Raw genomic sequence first — 21,302 nt, forward strand, 5'->3', positions numbered from 1 at the left:
GGCGTGCGGTCCATACGTGATCTAACATCAGAAAACGACGAGGCGGGCACGGTCATCACGCAGCACCGGTACCGGGAGGACGCCAGTGCGAGAGCTTCTTCTGGCCGCGATCCGCAGGCGGATCCTGGCGCTTCCGACCACCAAGGACCCCGGACGGCTGCTGGGTGCCGACGCCCTGGACGAGGCGAGACGGCTACTGGACCTCGTCGGCGACGCGGCCGGCGACGCGGAGGTCGCGCACACCGTCGGCATGCTGTACATGTTCCGCTGGCAGGTGCTGTCCGGGGGTAGGGACAACGACGACATGCGGACCGCGGTGCTCCTGCTGGCGCAGGTCCACCGGGTCACTCCCGACCGCGTTCCCGAACCGTTGCGAACCTACTTCCGGCAGAATGCGAGCGTGGTCGCCGGCTTTCCGCGGCTCGGCGAGGACGGGCCCGAGGAGTGGACCGAGCAGGCTCGGCAACTGCTCGGCCGCGCCGGGCGGAGCGAGGATCCGGCCCTCGCCGTCGAGGCCGTGAACCTGCTGCGGCGCGCCCTGGCCGCCACCCCGCCCGGCCATCCGGACCATGTCACCGGTCGCGCCAACCTCGGGTTCGCCCTGCGGACCCTGTCCGGGGCGACCGGGGACCCGGGACCCACCCGCGAGGCGATCTCGCTGTTCCGCCAGGCCCTGGCCGCCACCCCGTCCGGCCACCCGGATCACGGGTACGTTCTGGCGGGTCTCGCGATCTGCCTGCAGAGCCTGTTCTGGCTGGCCGGCGACATGGACGCGCTGACCGAGGGGGTCCAGACGTACCGGTCCGCGGTCACCGCCACCCCACCCGGACACCCCGACCACGCCAAGCACCTGGCCCAGCTCGGGGCCGCCCTGCAGGCGCTGTTCGAGCAAACCGGGAACGCGAACATTCTGACCGAGGCGCTGGAGGCGGCCCGCGGTGCGGTCACCGCCACCCCACCCGGACACCCCGCCCGCGCCAGGCACCTGACCGAGCTCGGGATCGCCCTGCGCCTGTCGTTCCAGGTGACGGGGGACCTGGACAGGGTGACCGAGGCGGTGGAGGCGTACCGGGAGGCGATCGCCGCGACCCCTCAGAACGCCCCCCACCGGGGCAGGAGCCTGCGCGAGCTCGGGATCGCCCTGATGGCCCTGTTCGTCAGGACCGGGAACGCGGACGTCCTGACCGAGGCCGTGGAGGCGAACAGGGACGCGCTCGCCGTCACCCCGCCCGGCGGCCCCGAGCACGCCGACTCCCTGCGTGCCCTCGGGAGTGCCCTGATGACCCTGTTCGGCCAGAGGGGGGACACCGGCACGCTGACCGAGGCGGTGGAGGTGTGCCGGGCCGCGACCGCCGCCGTCCCTTCCGACAACCCTCGTTACGCTCCGTGCTCCATGCTGCTCGGCAACGCGTTGCGGCTGAGATTCGAGCGGGCCGGCGACCCGGAAGACCTGCGCGAGGCGGTGCGGGCCTGCCGTGCCGCGCTCGCCGTCACCCCGCCCGAACACATCAACCACCCCGCTTACTCCAACATCCTTGGCATGACCCTGTTCGACCTGGCCAGGCGGATGGCTGAACCGGAGGCCGAAGCCGAAGCGGTGGACCTGCTCCGCCGCTCCCTGGCCGCGACCCCGGTCGAACATGCCTTCTACCCGACGTACCTGGTCAACCTCGGAGCGGCCCTCGGCAGGATGTTCGAGCGGACCGGGGACATGAACACCCTCGACGAGTCCCTGCGCGCCTACCGGGCCGCGCTCGCCGCCACCCCGCCCGAGCACGCGGCTCACAGCGTGTGCTCCCTCGTCCTGGCACAGGCTCTCTGGAAGCCCTTCGAACGGATCGGCGATCCGGACGCGCGGCGGGAGGCCGGCGCTCTGTTCGAGCAGGCCGCCGCCTCGACGGCCGCATCCGTGAGCACGAGGTTCACCGCGATGCGAGGGGCGGGGGCGGCGGCGATGGCCGCGGGGGACCGCACGACGGCGCTCGCCAGGCTGGAGGGCGCCATCGCGTTGCTACCACAGCTCTCTCCGCGCCGGCTGTCCCGGGCGGATCGCGAGTACGGCCTGCACAAGGCGGCCTGGGTCGCCGCGGAGGCGGCGTCCGCGGCGATCGGGACAGGGCACCCGGAGCGGGCGGTGGAACTGCTGGAGCAGGCCCGCGGTGTGCTACTGGCCGAGACCATGGGGGCCCGGGGAGATCTCGCCGACCTCGGCGCCCACGCGCCGGAGCTGGCGGCGGAGTTCGTACGGCTCCGCGACGAGCTGGACGCCACGGACCGTTCCGGCTTCGACCCCGTCACCGGCGGCCCGGTCCTCCTTCCCGTGACCTCACCTGGCCACCCCCAGGAAACCGGTGAGACCCGTCGGCGGCTGGCGCGCGAGTGGGAGGAACTGCTCACCCGGATTCGCGAGGTTCCCGGCCTGGCGACATTCCTGCTCCCACCGCGGATCGACGACCTGCGCGGGCAGGCGGCCGACGGGCCGGTGGCGATCGTGAACGTGAGCAGCTTCCGCTGTGACGTGCTGATCCTCACCTCGGACGCCGGACAGCCGGTCAGGCTGGTGGAACTGCCCGGCATCACCATCGGCGACGTGATCGAACAGATCAACCGCTTCCAGTCCGCGCTCATCCTCGCCACCGGCTCACCGGGCGAACGGCTGCGGGGCCAGCGGCAGGTGCGGGCCGTACTCTCCTGGCTGTGGGACGAGATCACCGGTCCGGTGCTCTCCGAACTCGGCCTGACCGGCCCGGTCGAGCCCGACGGGGTGTGGCCGCGCCTGTGGTGGTGCCCCGTCGGGGAGATGTCGTTCCTGCCGCTGCACGCCGCGGGCCATCACGGTGCGGCCCCGCCGGACACCGGCGAGGACGATCTCCGCGACCCGCCACCGACGGTGATGGACCGGGTCGTCTCCTCCTACACGACCACCCTTCGCGCGCTGCGCTACGCCCGGCAGGCCCACCGCGACTCCCCCGGACCGGATGTCGGCCGGGGAAAGGGCGCACTGATCGTCGCGATGCCGGAAACCCCCGGTACCCTCGTCTCCGCCCTGCCGGGTGCCGGCTCCGAGGCACGGCGCCTGACCGAGTTACTCCCCGGCTCCCTCCTCCTCGTCGGGCCGGCCGCAGACCACGACAGCGTGCTGGCCGCGCTGCCCCGTCATCGCATCGCCCATCTGGCCTGCCACGGGCTCAGCGACACGAACAACCCCGCCGCCGGCAGGCTGCTGCTGTACGACCACGAGACCAGACCGCTCACCGTCACGGCCCTGGCCCGGCTCCACCTCGCCCATGCCGAGCTGGCCTACCTGTCGGCGTGCGGCACCACGGAGACCAGCCAGCGGCTGGCCGACCAGGCCGTCCACCTCACCGCCGCCTTCCAGCTGGTCGGCTACAAGCACGTCATCGGCACCCTGTGGGGCATCAACGACAGAGTCGCCTTCACCGTCGCCGACGAGGTCTACACCCACCTCACCGACGGCGGTACGACCGAACCGCGCAGCGAGCGAGCGGCCCATGCCCTGCACCACGCCATCCGGCGGCTCCGCGACGACTACCCGGCCAGCCCGACCCTGTGGGCCTCGCACATCCACACCGGAATCTAGCGATCCCTGCTTCGGCACTGGCGGGACCGGGTCGACCCGGCTACGGCCGGGCTGCCGGCCCGCTTCCGCGATCCGGCGTCCGGCTACCGGTTGACGACCGGGATCTGGCTCATCACCGCGGCGGCCGCCCCGTGAGGCGGGACGCCTCTCCCCATCGAAGGCGCGGGCCTGAGTGGATTACGAAATGACCACCGTCTCTCAGCCGGTACCGGCTCCCTGCTGGAACCAAGGGCCGGTTCGGCGACCCACACCGTCGCGATGACCGCGCCGACGGTCAGGGGCGGCGATCCCGCCTGCCCTCGGAGGTACTCCGAGGGCAGGCGTTCGCGTCCTCCAGCAGGATCGCCCTTAGGGCAGGTAGCCGGGGTAGCTGCTGCACCAGGGAACGCCGGGAACCGCGGCGTTGTTGGCGCCGTATGACACCGCGGTCGCCGGGATCCACCCCCATGCCTTTCGCGCGGGCAGCGACTTGGTCGTGTCCCCCTGGGTGTACAGCCAGATGTCGTTGGTGCCCCCACCCAGAGAGGGGTTCCTGTCACCTCGCGTCTGGCACACCACCCAGTTGTTGCCGGCATTGAGGTAGCCGGTGTAAACGTACTTGCCCTGAGCGTTCTGGCCCGTGGCCTCGTACACGTTGACGCCGGTCCAGGTCGGGCAGGTCCTGGACCGGAAGGTGATGCCCTGCCAGTTGGTGACGTTGGGCCCGCTCCAGCAGCTGTTCGCCGCCTGAACCGCGCCGGCCGCGTGCGCCGTGGCCGGCAGCGCGGCGGTGAGCCCCGCGACGCTGACCAACGCGGCGGCGGCCATCGCGGCACGGGCGAGAATCGAACGAGATCTACCGATGGACGTACGCATGTCTTTCCTTATTTCGTCGGCCGGGGACCACGCTCCCCGGCGAGTGAGGTGACTCAGAGCCGGCCAAGAGAGCGTCTCCCGCCCCCGGACGCCGGGCGTCGGCGATGCGCACCACCACGGACACGCCCAGATCGACCGGCGGCCGGCTCATCGCCGTTACGGTGGCTCAGCTCGGCACCTGGCCGGGGTAGGTGTCGCACATGGGAACGCCGGGAACCGCGGCGTTGTCGGCGCCGTACGACACTGCGGTCGCCGGGATCCACCCCCAGGCCTTTCGCTCAGGCCAAGCCTGGGTCGTGTCCCCCTGGGTGTACAGCCAGATGGTGTTCTGGTTACCCCCGAGACGCGGGTTTCCTCCCCCCCTGGTCTGGCACACCACCCAGTTGTTCGCGGCATTGAGGTAGCCGACCACAGTCGCCCCGTCACCGGTGCCGTACGGGCCGCTGTACACCCAGGTACCGGTCCAGGTGGGACAGGTCCTGGACTTGAAGGTCCTGCCCCGCCAGTCGGTGACGTTGGGCCCGCTCCAGCAGCTGTTCGCCGCCTGAACCGCACCGGCCGCGTGCGCCGTGGCCGGCACCGCGACGGTGAACCCCGCGACGCTGACCAACGCGGCGGCGGCCATCGCGGCACGGGCGAGAATCGAACGAGATCTACCGATGGACGTACGCATGTCTTTCCTTATTTCGTCGGCCGGGGACCACGCCTCAGAGCCGACCAGGTGAGGGGGCTCTTCAGCGGATCAGAGGTCACGTCCAGCCCGGGGTTCAGGTCCAGGCCGGGAGGAGCGTCGGCGGAGCGGTCAGCGTGGCCGACGTGTTCGACGACGAACCCGCGCGGACGGCCGCGGCCGTTCTTTCCATGACCAAACCTCCGCCCCGACGGCGACGGAAACCCGATGAGCCGATCGCACCTGGCCCTCCCCATGGGGAGACCGCTCCGCGGACATCACCAACCTACGCAGCCGACAACGACCGGACCTTCTCACCGCGTTTCCCCTGTCCCCGTATCACGTCATCGATCCACCGCCCTCTGGTGCGATCGGCACGTGACCCTCCCGCTAAATGATCAGCTGCCGACCAGGGAGATGAAAACCTGCAAGCTTCCAGGGTTGACAAATCGGCCGGTGCGATTCCCGAGGTACGCCTTGGCTGTGTTCACCTGGCTGAACTCATTCACGCCCTCCTCCGCGCACGCCAGCGCCCGCCGTTGTTCGCCGAGCAGGCTCCAGCAATCGCCCGCCTGCGTGCGCAACTCCACCTCGTCGAACCGGCTCACCCATTCCGGATCGCGGTCCGTGGTCCCCTGGGCACGCCCGCTCGGTCTCGATGAGCAGTCGTTCCACCTGCCTGACCTTGTGCGTGTCGCGATCCTGTGCCGGTCCTACGCCCAAGGCTCTCGCGTGAGCCTCTCTGACCAGAATCAGTGCCATGACTCTCGGGGGCGCCTCGGCCCGGCGAGCGGTGTCGACGGCGGCCCGAGCAAGCCAGACCGCCCAGATGGACTGCTCCAGGTGAATCGCCTGCCTGGTCAGCGTGGACAACACCCAGGCACCCAACAGCGGGTCGTTGGCCAGCTTGGCCAGCCTGAGCGCCTGACCGAAGTAGTGCTGTGCCTGACCCTGGCGGTTCAGGTCGAACGCGGTCCACCCCGCCATCGCGGTCATTCCGGCAGCGGCCGACATCAGCTCCGCGCCGACCTTGTCGTCGTAACGGCCCTGGAGCAGGGGAGACACGTTGTTGTTCAGGTAGTTCATCACCACCGGGCGCACCGCCCCGGCCCCGAACTGGTCGTCCATCTGTTTGAAAGCGCGGATGGCCTCGTTGATCCGGTTGACGTCGGCGAGCCCGACGGTCAGCCCGGAGCCGTGGTGGATGGCCAACTCGTCCGAGATGCCGTAGTTCCAGGCGGTCAGCCACTCGCCTAGCGCCGTCGGCACGAACGGCAGCGTGGCCAGTAGGTGACGTCGGGCCCAGCCGGCGTGTGGGATCCGCGTACCCGCACCGCGAGCACCGCGGCCCATCCCCAGCCCAGGAGCGCGATGGCGCGCAGGAGCAGGCTCAGGGGCTGGGAGTTCTCGCCGTCGTCCGACAGCAACCCCGCCAGCAGGTAGAGGGCGGGAAGCGCCACGCCTGTGGCCGCGCAGTAGAGCGCCCATCCGCGCTCTCCCCGTACGGCGAAATGACGAGTGAAGACGAAGCATGCCGCGACCAGCGAGACGAACACCGCGCCGAAGGCGGCACCGTGCAGGATGTAGCTCAAGCCGGGGGCATCGGGAGGACCCTGTGGCGCACCGGGCGGGTAGCCCCACGCCGGTTCGAAGCGGAAGACACCGGCGCCGACCAGGCCGGTCCCATACGCGCCGATGAGCAGCGGCCCCCAGGTCCCGCCATGGCCTGGACGCAACGCCCGCCACAGCCCGACCGCGAACGCGATGTTCAGCAGCCCGGTGATGACGAAGTTGGCGATCTGGATCCATCCCAGGTCGCCCAGGCTCAGCATGCTGAGCGGCTGCCGCCTGGGGTCGAAACCCACGCGCGTGTAGTCCTGGATCACGACCGCGAGGATGAACAGCGGTCCGGCTACGGCACCACAGGTCAGCAGCGCCCTGGTCAGCCGCTGTTTTCGCACGTTGGACATGGCTCTCCCCTCTGTGACCGGCCTTCGCGGTCCGGCCCTGACTCCACGCGGTGTCCGGCGCGCGAGTGTTCCTTAGCAGCGCTAAGGCACGTCGCCGCCATGCTTCCTTAGCACTGCTAAGGTGTCAACCGATGGGCGAGAACAAGCGGGGAGCCGGCCTGACCCGGCAGACGATGATCGATACAGCACTGCGGCTGCTCGACGAGGTCGGCCTGGACGGGCTGACGGTGCGCCGGCTCGCCTCGGAGCTGGGCGTCCAGTCGCCCGCGCTCTACTGGCACCTGCGCAACAAGCAGGAGTTGCTCGACGGGATGGCCGACGCGATCGTCCTGGCCGCCGGGATGGGCCCGCCCCGCGACGGCGAGTCCTGGCAGGACTGGCTCACCCGCCGTGCCCGCGCGTACCGCGGCTCCCTGCTCGCCCACCGCGACGGCGCCCGCATCGTCTCCGGTGCCGCCGCCCTGAGCCCGGCGACGATCAGGATGTTCGACGAGGAGACGACCGCCATGGTCGGCCGCGGCTTCACTCCGGTCCTGGCGCTACGCACGATCACGGCCCTCACCCGTTACGTCAACGGATGCGTCCTTCAGGAGCAGACCGAACGCCAGGAGCACGCGGGCACGCCCGCGGACCGGCTCGCTGCGCTGGCCGGACTGCTCGACGGGGGTACGGGGGCCACCCTGCTCGTGGCGCTCCGCGAGAACGGTGGTTCGCCTGGCGAGGACGCCTTCGAACACGGCCTCCGAGCCCTGATCGACGGCACGGCCGCCGCCCTGGCCCGCCTGTCCCCGCCCCGTCCGACCTGAGCCGCTCACCCGGTGGGATCCAGGCCACGCGCGGCCCTGACACGGCTGTTCCGTGACCGGGATTTGTCAGAGCCGGTTGGTAGTCATGGCGGTGCCCCCTATCGCTGGAGACGACCGTTGACTTCTGACCTGGACCTGCTCACCGAGCTCTCCGCCGAGCAGTTCGGCCGGCTCGGCGACCTCGACCGGACCCGCACTGACATGTTCGCCCGGCTCGACGAGCTCTATGTGCCCGAGCAGCACTGGCCCGCGCCGACGTTCACCGAGAAGGTCACCGCCGCGCTCGGGCCCGATCTCGACGACGCGCAGTGGCGTGCGGTGGGAGTGTGGGCGCAGTTGCGGTTGAACATGCCCCGCGACCGCGAGCACGGCGACTACCGCCCCGACCCCACGCTGCTGGCCATGCGGGTCGCCGAACGGAAACTCGCCTGGACCGGCGACGAGATCGAGCTGCTCTGGCGGGCAGCGGTCGAGCCGATCCTGCACGGTTACGGCCACGAGGCCCCACTGGCCATCCCGTGGGCGGTCACCAGGAAACTCACCCATGAGGAACAACGCCGCCATCTTCCCCCGATGCGCCGGATCCAGGAGATCATGACCGCCCACCCATGGCACTCCTGCTCGCGGTTCAAGCGCGACCTGGACCTCTTCCTGGCCGGGCATGCCGAGAACCCCGTAACGGCCGCCACCTGCCTGGTCGGCGGCGGCGACGGCTTCGCCACCCTGCTGGCCACCGAGTACGGCTCGCGCCTCGGCGACCCGCGGGCGTTCCCCCTGCTGCGCCACTGGATGACCGCCACCTCGGCACGTCCCAAGCCCGCCTGGCTCGGGCAGGCCGCCGGCCTGCTCACGCCGGACGCCGTCGTGCTCATCCGGGAGATCCTGGATCGGGTGCCCGCCTACCGGGAGTCGACGGTCCAGCAGCGATACGGCGATCATGTGCGGACCACGACGACATACCTCCATGAACGCACCGCCACGCTGCTGCGCGGCATGGTGTGGACCTGCGAGCTGATCGACGAACCGTGGACGGTCCCGCTGCTCGGAGAGGTGGCGCTGGCGGCGGGCATCGGGATCGGCGGGTCCGGGCCCAACTCGCGCTGCGAGATGCTGGTCAACGCCGCCCTGCTCGCACTGGGCCGGCACGGCGGTCTGAAGGTGGTGGCTCCGCTGGCCCGGATGCAGGCCAAGGTCAGGAAGAAGTCGATTCTGGCGAAGGTCGCGCAGGTGCTGGACGCGGTGGCCGCCCACGCCGGGCTCAGCCGCGAGCAGTTACTCGACCGGACCGCGCCGACGTTCGGACTCGGCCCCGATGGCGTACGGGAGGAGAAGGCGGGCGAGCACGTCATCCGGCTGGCGCTGGACGAGGCGGGCACACCGCTGCTGACCTTCCTCAACCCGGCGGGCAAACCGGTCAAATCAGCGCCGAAAGCGATAAGGGAGGGCCACGGCGCGCTGCTCACCGAGTTCAGGAACACGCTCAAGGAGCTACGCGGGGCCCTGCCCGCCGAGCGGTTCCGCGTCGAGCGGGCGCTGGCCGAGGACCGGGTCTGGCGCTGGAATCAGGTCGAGGAGTTCCTCCTCGACCACCCCGTCACCGGCGTCCACGGCAGACGGCTGATCTGGCAGATCCTGCAGGGCCCCGCCGGGACACCGGTCAGGGCCGGCGACGGCTGGGAGCTCACCGACCCGCTCGGCCGCCGGATCCAGCCCCGCGCCGACACCCCGATGCAGCTTTGGCATCCCATCAGGGAGACCGTCGAGGAGGTCCGTGCCTGGCGCGACCACCTGTTGGAGGTCGGGTCACGGCAGCCGTTCAAGCAGGCCTTTCGCGAGGTCTACCTGCTCACCCCGGCCGAGGAGCAGGCCGGGACGCTCTCCAACCGCTTCGCCGGACATCGACTGCGGTACGGCCAGGCCAAGGCGCTGCTGTCCGAACGTGGCTGGACCGGTCTCTCGCTCGGTCACTGGGACGCGGCGGGCGGCTCGGAGCAGGGCGAGGCCGTCAAGGACATCCTCGGCTGGCAGGCGTGCTGGGACATGCACCTGCCCTGGGAGTCCTGGGAGACCGACGGCGGCGGCACCGCCGCGTTCTGCCTCAGCGGCCCGATCCGGTTCTACCGCACCGGCGAGGAGTCGTCGCAGGAGGAGTTCCACGGACCGGCAGCGCTGACCGAGGTGCCGCCGCTGGTGCTGTCGGAGGTCATGCGGGACGCCGACCTCGCCGTCGGCGTCTCCTCCGTCGGTCTTGACCCCGAAGGGCAGGGCGACTACTGGCACTCCTACAACTTCGGCGACCTCACCGAGACCGCCGAGATCCGCCGCGACGCCCTGAGGCGGCTGCTCCCCCGGCTGCGCATCGCCGACCGGGCCGAACTCACCGACCGCTTCCTGCGGGTCCGCGGTGACCTGCGCACCTACCGGATCCACCTGGGATCGGGCAACATCCTGATGGAGCCCAACGACGCCTATCTCTGCATCGTCCCCCGCGGCGGGTCCGACCAGGTCTTCCTGCCGTTCGAGGAGGAGGGCGGCATGCTCTCGCTCATCATCTCCAAGGCGTTCCTGCTGGCCGACGACACCACCATCACCGACCCGTCCATCACCCGCCAGATCAAGGGCTGACCCGATGTCCTCGCGGGGCGAGCGGACCAGGCAATGTCCGTTTTTCCGGCCCGTGGAACCCCCGACGTTGACCCTGCACCCGCGCATGGTAAAGATCGGGGGAGACTGATTACGGAGGTGTTACGCGATGGCCAAGGTGCTGATCGTCACAGGTGACGCGGCGGAGGACCTGGAGGTGATGTATCCCTACCAGCGGCTGCTCGAAGAGGGGTACGAGGTGGACATCGCCGCGCCGAGCGCCAAGAGGCTCCAGTTCGTGGTGCACGACTTCGTCGACGGCTTCGACACCTACACCGAGAAGCCCGGGCACACCTGGCCCTCCGACCTCGCGTTCGCCGACGTCGATCCGGAGCGGTACGCGGCGCTGGTCATTCCCGGCGGCCGGGCGCCGGAGTACATCCGCAACGACCGCGACTGCCTGGAGATCGTCAGGCACTTCGCCGGGGCCGGCAAGCCGATCGCGGCGCTGTGCCACGGGCCGATCCTGCTGGCGGCGGCGGGCGTGCTGAAGGGCCGGGAGAGCAGCGCCTACCCGGCCTGCGCCCCGGACGTCGAGGTGGCGGGCGCGACCTGGGTCGACAGCGAGGCCCATGTGGACGGAAACCTGGTGACCGGGCGGGCCTGGCCCGACCATCCGGCGTGGATGCGCGAGTTCATGAAGGTCCTCCGTGTCGCAACCGGCTGAGAGCCAGGGACTTCTCTCGTCCGTCCAGCGCGCGCTGCACGTGCTGGAGGTGGTGGCGTCGGCCGGTGACGGCGTCACCGCCAAGGCCGTGGCAAGGTGCCTCGCGCACCTGCCTGTCCGCCGGACGTTCCACCCGGTCGCCCCGCGAGGCAGGTCCCACGGAACAGAACGGGCCGTGTCCCCTCGCGGTGTGAGGGGACACGGCCCGTGGCGCGTCCCTACCGGAGCGCGGTGCGCTGGTCCGCCGCCACCACGGCGACCCACACCATCGCGGTGATCGCGCCGATGGCCAGGGTCAGCGATCCCGCCTGCCCGCCCGACATCGCCCAGACGTCGCCGAGGGCGAAGACCAGACCGCTGAGCCGCGAGGCGGCGGCGAAGCCGGGGCGGCCGGCGCGGGAGAAGTGGCGGCCCAGCACGAAGCAGGCGGCGATGAGCGCGGTGAACGCGATGGATCCGGCGACCATGTGCAGGAGGGCGCTCCCGCTCATCGCGGTCGGCTGGCCCAGCGGGGTGCCTGCCGGGAAGCCGTCGCCCGGGTCCATGACGAACACCCCGGCGGCGGCCGTCGCGACGCCGTTGACCAGGATCAGCCTGGGCGCCCAGGTGCCGCCGGGTGTGCCGTGCAGCACGCGGCGCAGGCCGATCGCGCCGGCGATCGTCAGAGCGCCGCTGAGCAGGAAGTTGGCGATCTGCAGCCAGCCCAGGTCGCCGGTGCTCAGCATGCTCAGGGGGTGACGCGTCAGGTCGAAGCCCTCGCGGGTGAAGGCCTGGGCCAGCGACACGACCGTGAAGAGGGCCGCGGCGGCGACGGAGCAGGCGAGCAGGGTGCGCGGCGCGGGGGTGACGGGGGTGACGGTACCGGACTGGACGGCGGTCATGACTGCTTCCTCTCTGCTGCGACGGGGATCCGTCGCCGTACTCGGTCCGCCGGTCTCACCCGGCCTCGCTGACGCGTCGAACGAGGAGGGCGGGAATCGACGCCGCCGCACCGTCACCCCTCTGAGCTGCGAATACGTCACCTCACTAGCATTCCCTGTCATATCGCATTCCCTGTCACATCGGGCTGCGGCCCAGGTCAGGCGAGGCATGTCGATTTCCGCCGGCCCGGATCGACGCGTAGCCGGAGACCGGCGAGGATCGGTTCTCTGATAACCCGAAGGAGATATGACGATGCAGTTCCTGATGACCACCAAGGGCGGCGACGCGGCACCCCCGAGCGAGGCGGTCCACGCGGAGATGGCCGCGTTCGTCGAGGAGATGACCCGGGCGGGGGTACTGCTGGCGACCGGCGGCCTGGACCCGGCCGGCCTCCACGTCTCGGCCTCCGGCGGCGAGATGACCGTCACCGACGGGCCGTTCACCGAGGCCAAGGAGGCCATCGTCAGCTTCGCGCTCATCGAGGTGAACTCGAAGGAGGATGCCATCGAGCTCTCCCGGCGTTTCTGGAAGATCATCGGCGAAGGGGAGGGCACCATCCAGCAGGTCTTCGGCCCGGAGAGCTGATCAGGCCCCGAGGTCTTAGCACCGCGTGGTGCGGCGCCGCCGCACCACGCGGTCGGGTGGCCGCCCGCGACAAGCGCGGCAAGCCGCCAGAAACGATATCGGCGACCATAAAGAAGAGGGCTCACGCGTACTTTCCTGGACAGGGCCCCGGCAAGTTGATGTTTTGAACGGGTTCGTTCGTCGTCGTCCAACGGCGAGTAGCAGCGGGTAAGGAAACGCCAAGCCCGTAACGACAGACAGGCACGGCTCCCGAAGATCAATCGAAAGGAACGCCGGCAGAACGAGGCGCTTGCCCTCACTCGGCTGCGGAACGCGTTGCTGCGGCTCGGTCCGGGTCGGCGGCCTGCCCGGACGGCGTGCCCATGAACGCCCGGGACGTGACCGAGACCGTACTGATCAAGAAGTGTGGGCGTGAGGTAACTACCAGGCGCCTGCCAGGTGGTATTTGTCCAGGTGGCAGTCTTGAAGGATGAGGTACTCCGATAGAAGCGGAGGACTGTCCGCGCCAGAGCGGGACCGTCGGCAGAGGCTGCGGTTCCGGGCCGCGGACATGTTCGCCGGGGGAATCACCCCGACCCGGGTCGCCCAACTGCTGGGCATCACACTCAAGTCCGCGTATGAATGGCACGCCCTGTGGAGGCGTGGAGGCAAGGCCGCGCTGGTCTCCAAGGGCGCCGCGGGCAACGGCTGCAAACTCACCGCCGAGCAGTTGAGGCTGCTGGAGACGCTCCTGGGCCAGGGCGCCGCCGCGCACGGCTGGGACGACCAGCGCTGGACCAGCCCGCGTATCGCCCTGCTGATCGCGCGGAAATTCCACGTCTCCTATACCCCGCGTGCGGTGGCCTACCTGCTGCGGCGGCTGGGCCGGTCATTCCAGGTGCCCGCGCACCGGGCCGGCCAACGCGATGAGGCGCGGGTCGCCACCTGGGTGAAGCGGGCGTGGTCGGCGATAAAAGCACCCGGGCGGCCTGGGGCTCGTGGCTCGTCTTCGCCGACGAGTCCGGCCAGAGCCTAAGACCGCCCAAAGGCAGAACCTGGGCACCCAAGGGCCACACACCGGTCCTTCCGGTGTCCTATCGCGGCTCGGGCCGTACCTCGATCGCCGCGCTGCTGTGCGTCCGGCCCGGCGAGCGGACCCGGCTGATCTACCGCACGCTCACCTATCACCGCCGTAAACACGAGAACAAAGGGTTCAACGAGGTGGCGCTGCAGTCCCTGCTGAACTCCGCACACGCCCAGTTGGGCGGCCCGATCTCGCTGGTATGGGACAGCCTGCCCGAACACGTCTCGGCTCGGATGCGCGCCTGGATCGCCAACCAGAAAGACTGGCTGCCGGTCTACCGGTTCCCACCGTATGCCCCCGACCTCAACCCCGCCGAGGGCATCTGGGCGGCGCTGCGCACCAAGCTGTTCAACTTCACCGTGGATGACATCGACCAGCTGACCGCCCTGATCAAGAACCGGCTCAAGCCCATGCAATACCAACCCGAACTCCTGGCCGGATTCATCGCCGAGACCGGCCTCGTCCTGTCCGACCCACCGTAGCAACGCCCAACTTTCAGGCTCAGTACTTCCCTGGAGGGGCGAGAATCAGCGAGCCACTCCCTCAAGGTCGAACATTAGAATGAGATCGTGAAGCTACGCGCGGATCCGATTCATCGACTGAGCCTCACCCTCATGGGGATCGCCCTCATCGCAATGGCCCTTGAGGGGACACGGATAAGGCTTGGCATCGATATCCCCTTTCGGCTGGAAGACTTCCGGCAGGCTCCGCCTGCAGGTCTTCTGGATTGTGCCGTCTTCGGCATTCCGGCACTACTCCTTGGCGGCCTGCTTACGGCACGAGCCCCCTTGATAGGCGTCACCTGCACCGACGAGTTCATCAGGGTTCGCGGCTGCTTCCGGACCCGCACCATCCCGACCAGCGGGGTCACCGGTCTTCGCCGTGGCCGCCTGGGCGGACTGGAACTCCACTGGGAGGATCGGCGCGGGTGGCCGCGCTGGACCCGGATCGGCGCGTTCTCCGTCTCTTTTCTCGGCGGGAAGACCCGCGACTGGGTCACGCCGCACAACGCGCGATGCGCCGACGCCCTGGAAAAGTGGATCGATCAGCAATCCCAACACGGTGATCGGCATTGATCCGCGGGCATTGAGGCGATCTCATCAAGATCAATAAGGGTGGTCGCGATTCGATGCCTTCAAAGCGACGTCGGCAGACATGAATCGGGATGGATCGCGACGTCCCCGAAACAAGCGTGGAGCTTCCGGCCTGCGCCCGTGAGCGGGCGCAGTACTCGATGATCTCTCACCGGTGCGCCACCTGGCGGCTACGATCGAGTTTCGCGCGCTCGGCTCGTTCGAGGCCGTGATGAACGGGGAGCGGGTCCCGCTCGGAGGTCCGCGACAGCGTTCCGTACTGGCTCGGCTCATGGTGGCTCGTAGTGGGCCCGCCGCCAGGTCTCCAGGATCGGTGTGCCGTAGGTGGCCGGTCGGTGCGGGGTGAACAGGAACGGCCGCGGGAGGGGATCGCCCCTCCATCACCCACCGGATGTGCACTCGGGCACAGTAGGGCAAGGCAGGGCGAGGTAGAAATCATCCCATAATGCTTGAAAGGTCCGTATTTTTCATTTTAATATGCCTATTATGGAGTTAGAGTGAAATAAGTGAAAACGGAGCGGGGAGAATGGCGTGGAGGCGATGTCATCGGGAACGGGGCCTTTGTCACCGGACTTCGCCGGAATCGACCCCGAGCTGATGCAGGGCTTCATCGCCGCGCTGGAACGCGGTCGCGACGTGATCGGCGAGCAGACCGAGCGGATCCGGCAACTCCTCGCGGCGGCCGAGGTGTCGGCGGCGGGACTGCTGCCGATCAGGGAGATCGACGGCTGGGTCAGCGACGAACTCCTGGGGCTGCGCAACCGCCTGCAGACGATCAACCAGGACCTGCCCATGCTGGGGGTCGGCCTGCCGAAGCAGTCCTCGGCCTGGACCGGCGGCCTGTTCCAGAACCCGTTCCAGTGGGGGCTGCTGCCCTACGACGAGAAGACCGGAAAGTCCCCGGCGGGCAGCGCCAGGAAAGGCACCGAACTCGCCTTTCAGCTCTCGCGACTTCCCCCGTCCGCCCTCGGCCTGCCCGATGCCGCCTACGACCGGATCCTCGGCAAACTCGCCGACGGGCAGCAGGACGCCTATCTCACCGCCGGGTTCTTCCGGGGCATCGGCCCACAGGGCATGCTCGGCATGCTCCAACGTCTGGACAGGTACGACAGGAAGGCAGCCGACAAGCACCGGAAGGTCATCGGCGACGCCCTGGCCACCGCGGTCGGCGCGCAGCCGGCCCTGCTCGGCTCGGAGTGGGAGGCGGGCACCCTCAAGAAGGCGCCGGACGGCGAGCTGGCATCCCTGCTCCGGTACGGCATGTTCCCCGCCGCGTGGCTCACCGAGATAGCGCGGGGCAGGGTGGGAAAGCCGGTCGGCGACGGCGACGGCACCCGCCCCCGGCGGTGGAAGACCGACCTCGCCCCACTGCTGCCCGCCCTGGCGAACAACCCCGAGGTGGCCAGGGGCCTGTTCAACGCCATGTCGCGCGAGGACCTCAGAGACCTGTTCACCGAGCTCAACCGGCTGGAAAGCCCCGAACACGCCTTTCAGCGGCCGCCGGGCATGGACTTCGACGTCAGCGCGGAGTTCGGCCGGATGCTCGCCGCCGGAGGCGGCGCCTACGAGAAGGGCCCGCACAGCCCCGAGGCCGCGAAGTTCGCCTTCAACGTCATGACCATCATGGGCGACCTCAGGGACACCGACAGCACCGAGGAGACCCCGGCCACCCCGATGGAGGTCGCACCGGCAGCCAGGATCTTCATGTCCACGCTGGCCGGAGCCTACGCCGCCGAGATCACCGAGGGGGCGAACATCGGCGACGCCAACATGACCGAGGCCAGCACGCTCAAGCCCTTCACCTCGGCCTTCGGCACGACGGCGGCGTTCACTCTGAGCCCGAAGGACACCTACGACTTCCTGAAGACCTTCGCCGACTCCGCCAAGAACCTCGCCCCCTTCGACCAGGGCATGGGCCGCTTCTCCCAGCGGCTCATCGCCGACGCCTCGGCGACGGCCCGGCGCACCGGGGACGTCGAACACCTGGACAAGGCGTTCACCGCTCTGGGCAACGTACGCGGCTTCGAGCTGGCCGCGATCGAGAAGGTGCAGGGTGACCTGGACATGGTCGACAAGCAGCGCAAGGACCTGACGAACTTCCTCCGGGACAACGCCATCGGGCTGATCAGCATCTACGCCGCGCCGACCCGGGCGTACGACTTCGCCTGGTACGCGTTGAGCACCTACTTCTCCGCCGACGGCGCCTTCGGCAAGGAGGACGAGACCCGGATGGACAAGGTCGACAAGGACGACCGGGCGGCCACCCTCAGCCGCCAGCACACCTACGCGCAGCTGCTGATGGCCAACGGCTTCACCCCGAAGGTGACGGCCGCCGAGTTCCAGGCCAGCTGCCCACCCGGCGTGTCCATCATCGACGCCAAGGGCAACCTCAGACCGTTCGCCGAGCTGGTCAAGCAGGGGAACAAGGGGTTGGAGTCCTTCGAGCGGTGGGCGGCGGTCAATGGGATGGGGAGCGAAGACGAGCTATCAATGGGCGATCTATCCCAAAAGATGGCGAGTCGGTTCGAAGGCGGTAACAAACTGAGCAGAGAGCGCGGGTTGGCCTACGATAGCTAGCTCACGAAGTCGGAAGACACTCGGTCTCGCCCCGCACTCCGTATTGCCCGTTACCCGGTGACTCCAAGATGATCACCGTCTTGTATGTGTCATTGGCAAGCCGAATGGGAGCGTTGCCCTGATCTTCGGCAATCCGGTAAGGGGCAACCGAGGAGAGCACACCGAGCATGTAGGTATTGAGCCCGCCCGGATCACGTTGCGACGCGGCATCCCTCGCCGTAGCCGCGAAGGTCCGCTTGGCCTTTCCCTCCCCACAGGGAATATCGCGCCCACCAGAATCCGTGATACGGACATCAAGAACGTGGCTCTCCTTCATCAACTCGGTGATATGCGATTTGAGGGTCTCCCCCGCCTCAGCCGCCGTAGGCCCGCTCTCCCCACATCCGGACACCGCCAGCAACCCCACCGCACACACCAGAACGCCACACCGTACAAAACGTGTCATGCATTCCTCCAGCGCTGGCCGAGGTGCCACAGGTCCAATAATGTCCAATAGTCCGTCCGATGTATCCGCATCCGAAGGGGAATAAATGAATTCTCGCCCGGAGGACCTGGTGCCCAACCCGCGGCGCCAACTGCTGGAACAGACGTTGACGGAGGTCAGGGCGCGGGTCGCGATCCTGGAGGCCGCCCTCGACCCGGCCCATGGCCGGCTCACCGGCCGGCCGACCTGGGTGGGGCCGAAGGCCCGGACGTTCACCGAGGACCTCACCGCCCGCCGCGTACGACTACGCCAGGCGGCCAGGGCGCTCGTCGACGCCCTCGAAGAGGAACTCCGCTCCACCCCGGCGAAGGTTCCGCCCTCCACCGCGCGGTACTGACCCGGGCCGGCAACGCCGCCCCTGGCGAACCGCGTCTTCGGCACGCCTGCGCCGATCCTGGGCGGTCACCGGCCGGCGCGGCGGACCTGAGCCCGGTAGTGGTCGAGGACGTCCTGGCGGAGGAGGTGGCCGAAAGTCGTCGAGGACGGCGACCGCCGCGCCCCAGCGCCCGGCCTGGTCGCCCGCGGCCCGGCGGGCGGCCTGGTGTACATCTGCTCCTGCGAAGTCGCGCCGCGGGGGGCGGCGCCGGCCGCCACGCCCGTCGGTCGCTTATTCGGCCACCGTGTGCTCGGCGAGCCGCTCGGGTGGCTGAGCCTCCGCGGCTCCGGCCGGAGCCTGGAGGACACGCGGCGCGGTGGCCTCCCGAGATGCCTGATAGGTGGCCATCGTCCGCTCAGGACCCCGCATCTTGCGCCAGAGGAGGTACTGCAGGGCCATCAGGGGGCCCACCGGCACCATGACGGGGAACAGCTCCGTCAGCAGGCCCGTCCGCATCGCGAGGACCAGCGTCGCGGCCAGCGCCAGTGAGGTACCCGCGGCCAGCCAGCCGGCGGCACGCCCGAATGCCTTGAACGACACCAGTGTCCACAACACGAACATGAGCACGTCCCCGAGACCGATCACCACGGGCTGCGACCCTCCCGACCAAGCGAAGACCGGCGCGAACGGCAGGTCGATGACCTTGCGCAGGAAGTCGCCCATCGTCGGCAGCAACGTCGTGGCCACGAGGTCGTAGCCGGCCAGGAGCGAGGCGAAGACGGCCACGTCGCGGGCCTTGATTCCACTCTGGACGTAGAGGTTGCACACGCCGATGACGAGGATCAGCAGGAGGGCGTTGTTCCAGGCCGTCGCCGCGGTGGACGCCAAGAGGAAGAGCACGAGATCGAGCGCGGCCGCGCCGAACGCCACCAGCAGCGCCACCCGCCCCGACAGCAGCGGTGCCAAGGTGATCTGGATCGCGAAGACGGTCATCAGGCCCAGCACCGTCGCGACGGCGAACGACGGCAGGGCGAGATAGACCACGGGGATGACGAGGACGGCGGTCATCATCACCATGACGTCCCCGAGCGTGTACAACCCGACCGGAGGCCGTTCCATCCGCACCCGGAGGAAGTAGAACACTCCGAGCAGGATGGCCGCCGCCGGAATGAGGACGATCACCACGATCTCGGCGAGGATGGAATTCACTGTACGGTCTCCGAGCGCTTCTTCAGGGGCGCGAAGCTCAGCTCGCGCAGGTCCGCGCGTATGGGCGCGGTGGGCGGCATCGTGGCGCGTTCACCGTGCACGATGACGCGGGCCAGTGGGATCTCCTGTTCGAGGCCCCGCTTGTGGATCCGGTCGGCGGCCTGCCGGTCGTCGCTGAGGATGTGCAGTTCCAACCCGTCGGACCCCGTCTGCAGAGACCATCGGGACGGGAACCTCGCCGCCGGATCGGCCTCGACGAGTTCCAGGATGTCGCGCGGGGTCACGGTGTGGTCCGCGAAACGGTACAGGTGCCCGTCCTTGCCCAGCACCCGTGAGGTGGCCGGCAACTGCGCCAGCTCGCAGCCGAGATCGTCATCGGCCAGCCGGCGCACCACGTCTCCGCTGAACAATCTGAGGAGAAGAGTGGTCTCCCGGTAGGGGAAGACCGGGGTGAAGGTGAGCACTCCCAGCTCACCGGGCTCGGCGGTCCGGGTCCCGGTGAGATCGAGCACCTCGGTGATGCCCTGTTCCGGATGGAAGTGCAGATGCCCCCCGGTGCAGATCTGGCCGCTCGCCGGAGCGATCTCGGTCATTCCGTAGGTTTCCACGACCGTGGCCCCGAAAAGTCGTTCGGCGCGGCGGCGCAACCCCTCGGTGAGGAGCTCGCCGCCGCACGTGATCTGCCGCAGCCCGAAGTCGGCGGCCGTGTACCCGAGCCGCTCACCGACCTCCACCAGCAGGCCGAGGTAGCTCGAGTAGGTGACCAGCAGGACGGGCCGGGCCTCCGCGTCGGAGAGCCGGGCGCCGCCCGCCAGCCGGGAGAGCGAGATCTCGGGCTCCACCAGCCCGAGGGAGCAGGGCGCCGCGCCGATCAGCGCGGCCGCCCCGGCGAGACAGTGGATTCCGAAGAAGGCACGCGAAACCAGGTTGAGCTGGATGACGTCGCCTTCGCCGAGCCGGTTGTCGATCAGGAGCGAGACCGCGGACATCGCGGTGAGCAGCTCGGCCTCGTAGCGGGAGAACCACACCGACGACGGCGGACCGGTGGTGCCGGAGGTCTCCGCCCGATACCAGGGCCGGACACCGCGGTTCACGAGTGCCTCGGGTGTGTCCCGCAGGGTCTCCTTGCGCGTGACCGGCAGCCGCTCCAGGGTTGACAGGTTCACCTCGTCCGGCCGCATGCCGACACGATCGAAGAGGTCCCGGTAGTACGGGGTCTCGGCGTACGCCATACGTGCGAGGCGGCGCAACCTCCGGTCGTCGATGGGCTTACGGTCCCGGACCGACATCGAGGTGCCACGGAACGCCTCAAGGTCGCCGATCCCACCGAACTCGGCACGGGTGGCCAGGATGTCGGCGACGACACGCTCGATGTTCGCCACCCGAAGCCGGCGACCGAACACAAGGGAATAGCCATGGTGTAGCTGGGCCGCTGCGGTCCTCAGCACGGATTTCTCCTCCGATGGCGGCAGTGAACCGGGGTCGCCCCGGGACGCACGCGTCCCGGGGCGACCTTTTGACACTGTCGGTCAGTACGGGCAAGCCGCGAAAGCGACTGCGGTAAGCGCGCTCACTGCGTACTTGCAGTAGGCGAAGGTAGCCTTGACCATTTCCACTCCTTCCGATTCTGTTCATCCCCGTGAGCCGTGACAGGCGTATAGGCCAATCCGAAAAGTGGCCCTCGGGCACATACCCCGTACGCCCGGCACACCGTCAAGGTGTCATTCAGTCGAGGTAAATGTCCAGCAGTTTCCACATAAACTTATTTGTAATTATTAACAGCGCGACCTGGATAGATTTGTAGATTTTTACTAATAAGCCTGAGCTAAATCCGGGAGACA

At 69.0% G+C, this 21,302-nt stretch carries 17 protein-coding genes; 9 read left to right on the forward strand and 8 right to left on the reverse strand.

What is annotated here, in order from left to right:
* The first annotated feature begins 85 nt into the window (after positions 1–85).
* A complete protein-coding gene (locus tag ACQP0P_RS37910; protein ID WP_433364941.1) occupies positions 86–3,601 on the forward strand; it encodes a CHAT domain-containing protein in 3,516 nt (1,171 codons plus the stop codon).
* Positions 3,602–3,949: 348 nt separating this feature from the next.
* Here ACQP0P_RS37910 and ACQP0P_RS37915 read toward each other — a convergent pair whose 3' ends face one another.
* The 4 genes from ACQP0P_RS37915 to ACQP0P_RS37930 all read right to left on the reverse strand — a co-directional run bounded on the left by ACQP0P_RS37915 (position 3,950) and on the right by ACQP0P_RS37930 (position 7,096).
* The gene (locus ACQP0P_RS37915) at positions 3,950–4,456 is read right to left on the reverse strand and encodes a hypothetical protein (RefSeq protein WP_433364944.1); all 507 of its coding nucleotides are present in this window, start codon (positions 4,454–4,456) and stop codon (positions 3,950–3,952) included.
* A 166-nt stretch (positions 4,457–4,622) separates the two neighbouring features.
* Positions 4,623–5,129 (reverse strand): hypothetical protein, encoded by a 507-nt coding sequence (locus tag ACQP0P_RS37920; RefSeq protein ID WP_433364947.1) that lies wholly within the window; start codon positions 5,127–5,129, stop codon positions 4,623–4,625.
* Between the two features lie 498 nt (positions 5,130–5,627).
* The gene (locus ACQP0P_RS37925) at positions 5,628–6,395 is read right to left on the reverse strand and encodes a hypothetical protein (RefSeq protein WP_433364950.1); all 768 of its coding nucleotides are present in this window, start codon (positions 6,393–6,395) and stop codon (positions 5,628–5,630) included.
* Positions 6,380–7,096 (reverse strand): DUF998 domain-containing protein, encoded by a 717-nt coding sequence (locus ACQP0P_RS37930; RefSeq protein WP_433364952.1) that lies wholly within the window; start codon positions 7,094–7,096, stop codon positions 6,380–6,382. The genes ACQP0P_RS37925 and ACQP0P_RS37930 overlap by 16 nt, the downstream gene beginning before the upstream one ends.
* Positions 7,097–7,227: 131 nt before the next feature.
* On the opposite strand from ACQP0P_RS37930, the gene ACQP0P_RS37935 reads away from it, so the two are divergent.
* The 3 genes from ACQP0P_RS37935 to ACQP0P_RS37945 all read left to right on the forward strand — a co-directional run bounded on the left by ACQP0P_RS37935 (position 7,228) and on the right by ACQP0P_RS37945 (position 11,212).
* The gene (locus tag ACQP0P_RS37935) at positions 7,228–7,902 is read left to right on the forward strand and encodes a TetR/AcrR family transcriptional regulator C-terminal domain-containing protein (protein ID WP_433364955.1); all 675 of its coding nucleotides are present in this window, start codon (positions 7,228–7,230) and stop codon (positions 7,900–7,902) included.
* 117 nt (positions 7,903–8,019) lie between these two features.
* Positions 8,020–10,527, forward strand: coding sequence for a DUF4132 domain-containing protein (locus ACQP0P_RS37940; RefSeq protein WP_433364958.1), 2,508 nt, complete (start codon positions 8,020–8,022; stop codon positions 10,525–10,527).
* Positions 10,528–10,654: 127 nt separating this feature from the next.
* Entirely contained in the window at positions 10,655–11,212 is a 558-nt protein-coding gene (locus ACQP0P_RS37945; protein WP_433364961.1) for a DJ-1/PfpI family protein, read from the forward strand.
* 218 nt (positions 11,213–11,430) lie between these two features.
* Here ACQP0P_RS37945 and ACQP0P_RS37950 read toward each other — a convergent pair whose 3' ends face one another.
* On the reverse strand, positions 11,431–12,093 hold the full coding sequence (locus ACQP0P_RS37950) for a DUF998 domain-containing protein (protein ID WP_433364964.1): 663 nt from the start codon (positions 12,091–12,093) through the stop codon (positions 11,431–11,433).
* Positions 12,094–12,379: 286 nt separating this feature from the next.
* Between ACQP0P_RS37950 and ACQP0P_RS37955 the strand changes: the two genes are divergently transcribed.
* The 4 genes from ACQP0P_RS37955 (at position 12,380) to ACQP0P_RS37970 (ending at position 17,452) form a co-directional block, all read left to right on the forward strand.
* Positions 12,380–12,718: a YciI family protein gene (locus ACQP0P_RS37955; RefSeq protein ID WP_433364967.1), complete on the forward strand. Its 339-nt coding sequence runs from the start codon at positions 12,380–12,382 to the stop codon at positions 12,716–12,718.
* Between the two features lie 469 nt (positions 12,719–13,187).
* Positions 13,188–14,263 (forward strand): IS630 family transposase gene (locus ACQP0P_RS37960; RefSeq protein ID WP_433364969.1). Its coding sequence is split into 2 segments (ribosomal slippage): positions 13,188–13,731 and positions 13,731–14,263, totalling 1,077 coding nucleotides; the frame shifts between segments, so codons are not numbered across the junction.
* Positions 14,264–14,350: 87 nt separating this feature from the next.
* Positions 14,351–14,857 carry a hypothetical protein gene (locus ACQP0P_RS37965; RefSeq protein ID WP_433364972.1) on the forward strand — a complete coding sequence of 169 codons (507 nt, stop codon included), beginning with the start codon at positions 14,351–14,353 and terminating at the stop codon, positions 14,855–14,857.
* Positions 14,858–15,406: 549 nt separating this feature from the next.
* Positions 15,407–17,452 (forward strand): hypothetical protein, encoded by a 2,046-nt coding sequence (locus ACQP0P_RS37970; RefSeq protein WP_433364974.1) that lies wholly within the window; start codon positions 15,407–15,409, stop codon positions 17,450–17,452.
* A 1-nt stretch (position 17,453) separates the two neighbouring features.
* On the opposite strand, the gene ACQP0P_RS37975 is transcribed toward ACQP0P_RS37970, so the two are convergent.
* Positions 17,454–17,768, reverse strand: a complete 315-nt coding sequence (locus ACQP0P_RS37975) for a hypothetical protein (protein ID WP_433364977.1) — start codon at positions 17,766–17,768, stop codon at positions 17,454–17,456.
* Positions 17,769–17,982: 214 nt separating this feature from the next.
* On the opposite strand from ACQP0P_RS37975, the gene ACQP0P_RS37980 reads away from it, so the two are divergent.
* Positions 17,983–18,273 carry a hypothetical protein gene (locus ACQP0P_RS37980; protein WP_433364980.1) on the forward strand — a complete coding sequence of 97 codons (291 nt, stop codon included), beginning with the start codon at positions 17,983–17,985 and terminating at the stop codon, positions 18,271–18,273.
* A 270-nt stretch (positions 18,274–18,543) separates the two neighbouring features.
* Here the strand turns inward: ACQP0P_RS37980 and ACQP0P_RS37985 are convergent, their stop codons facing one another.
* A complete protein-coding gene (locus ACQP0P_RS37985) occupies positions 18,544–19,461 on the reverse strand; it encodes a hypothetical protein (protein WP_433364983.1) in 918 nt (305 codons plus the stop codon).
* Positions 19,458–20,909, reverse strand: coding sequence for a phenylacetate--CoA ligase family protein (locus ACQP0P_RS37990; RefSeq protein ID WP_433364986.1), 1,452 nt, complete (start codon positions 20,907–20,909; stop codon positions 19,458–19,460). Before ACQP0P_RS37990 ends, ACQP0P_RS37985 begins: the two co-directional genes overlap by 4 nt.
* Positions 20,910–21,302: the final 393 nt, after the last annotated feature.

Origin of the sequence: Streptosporangium sp. CA-115845 (assembly GCF_050943795.1) — a bacterium.
Classification (GTDB): Bacteria; Actinomycetota; Actinomycetes; order Streptosporangiales; family Streptosporangiaceae; genus Streptosporangium.

Bases quoted from the DNA above. Each gene is read 5' to 3' on its own strand.
- ACQP0P_RS37915 (WP_433364944.1), bottom strand. From the start codon at position 4,456: ATGCGTACGTCCATCGGTAGATCTCGTTCGATTCTCGCCCGTGCCGCG.
- ACQP0P_RS37920 (WP_433364947.1), bottom strand. From the start codon at position 5,129: ATGCGTACGTCCATCGGTAGATCTCGTTCGATTCTCGCCCGTGCCGCG.
- ACQP0P_RS37930 (WP_433364952.1), bottom strand. From the start codon at position 7,096: ATGTCCAACGTGCGAAAACAGCGGCTGACCAGGGCGCTGCTGACCTGT.
- ACQP0P_RS37935 (WP_433364955.1), top strand. From the start codon at position 7,228: ATGGGCGAGAACAAGCGGGGAGCCGGCCTGACCCGGCAGACGATGATC.
- ACQP0P_RS37945 (WP_433364961.1), top strand. From the start codon at position 10,655: ATGGCCAAGGTGCTGATCGTCACAGGTGACGCGGCGGAGGACCTGGAG.
- ACQP0P_RS37950 (WP_433364964.1), bottom strand. From the start codon at position 12,093: ATGACCGCCGTCCAGTCCGGTACCGTCACCCCCGTCACCCCCGCGCCG.
- ACQP0P_RS37955 (WP_433364967.1), top strand. From the start codon at position 12,380: ATGACGATGCAGTTCCTGATGACCACCAAGGGCGGCGACGCGGCACCC.
- ACQP0P_RS37975 (WP_433364977.1), bottom strand. From the start codon at position 17,768: ATGAAGGAGAGCCACGTTCTTGATGTCCGTATCACGGATTCTGGTGGG.
- ACQP0P_RS37980 (WP_433364980.1), top strand. From the start codon at position 17,983: ATGAATTCTCGCCCGGAGGACCTGGTGCCCAACCCGCGGCGCCAACTG.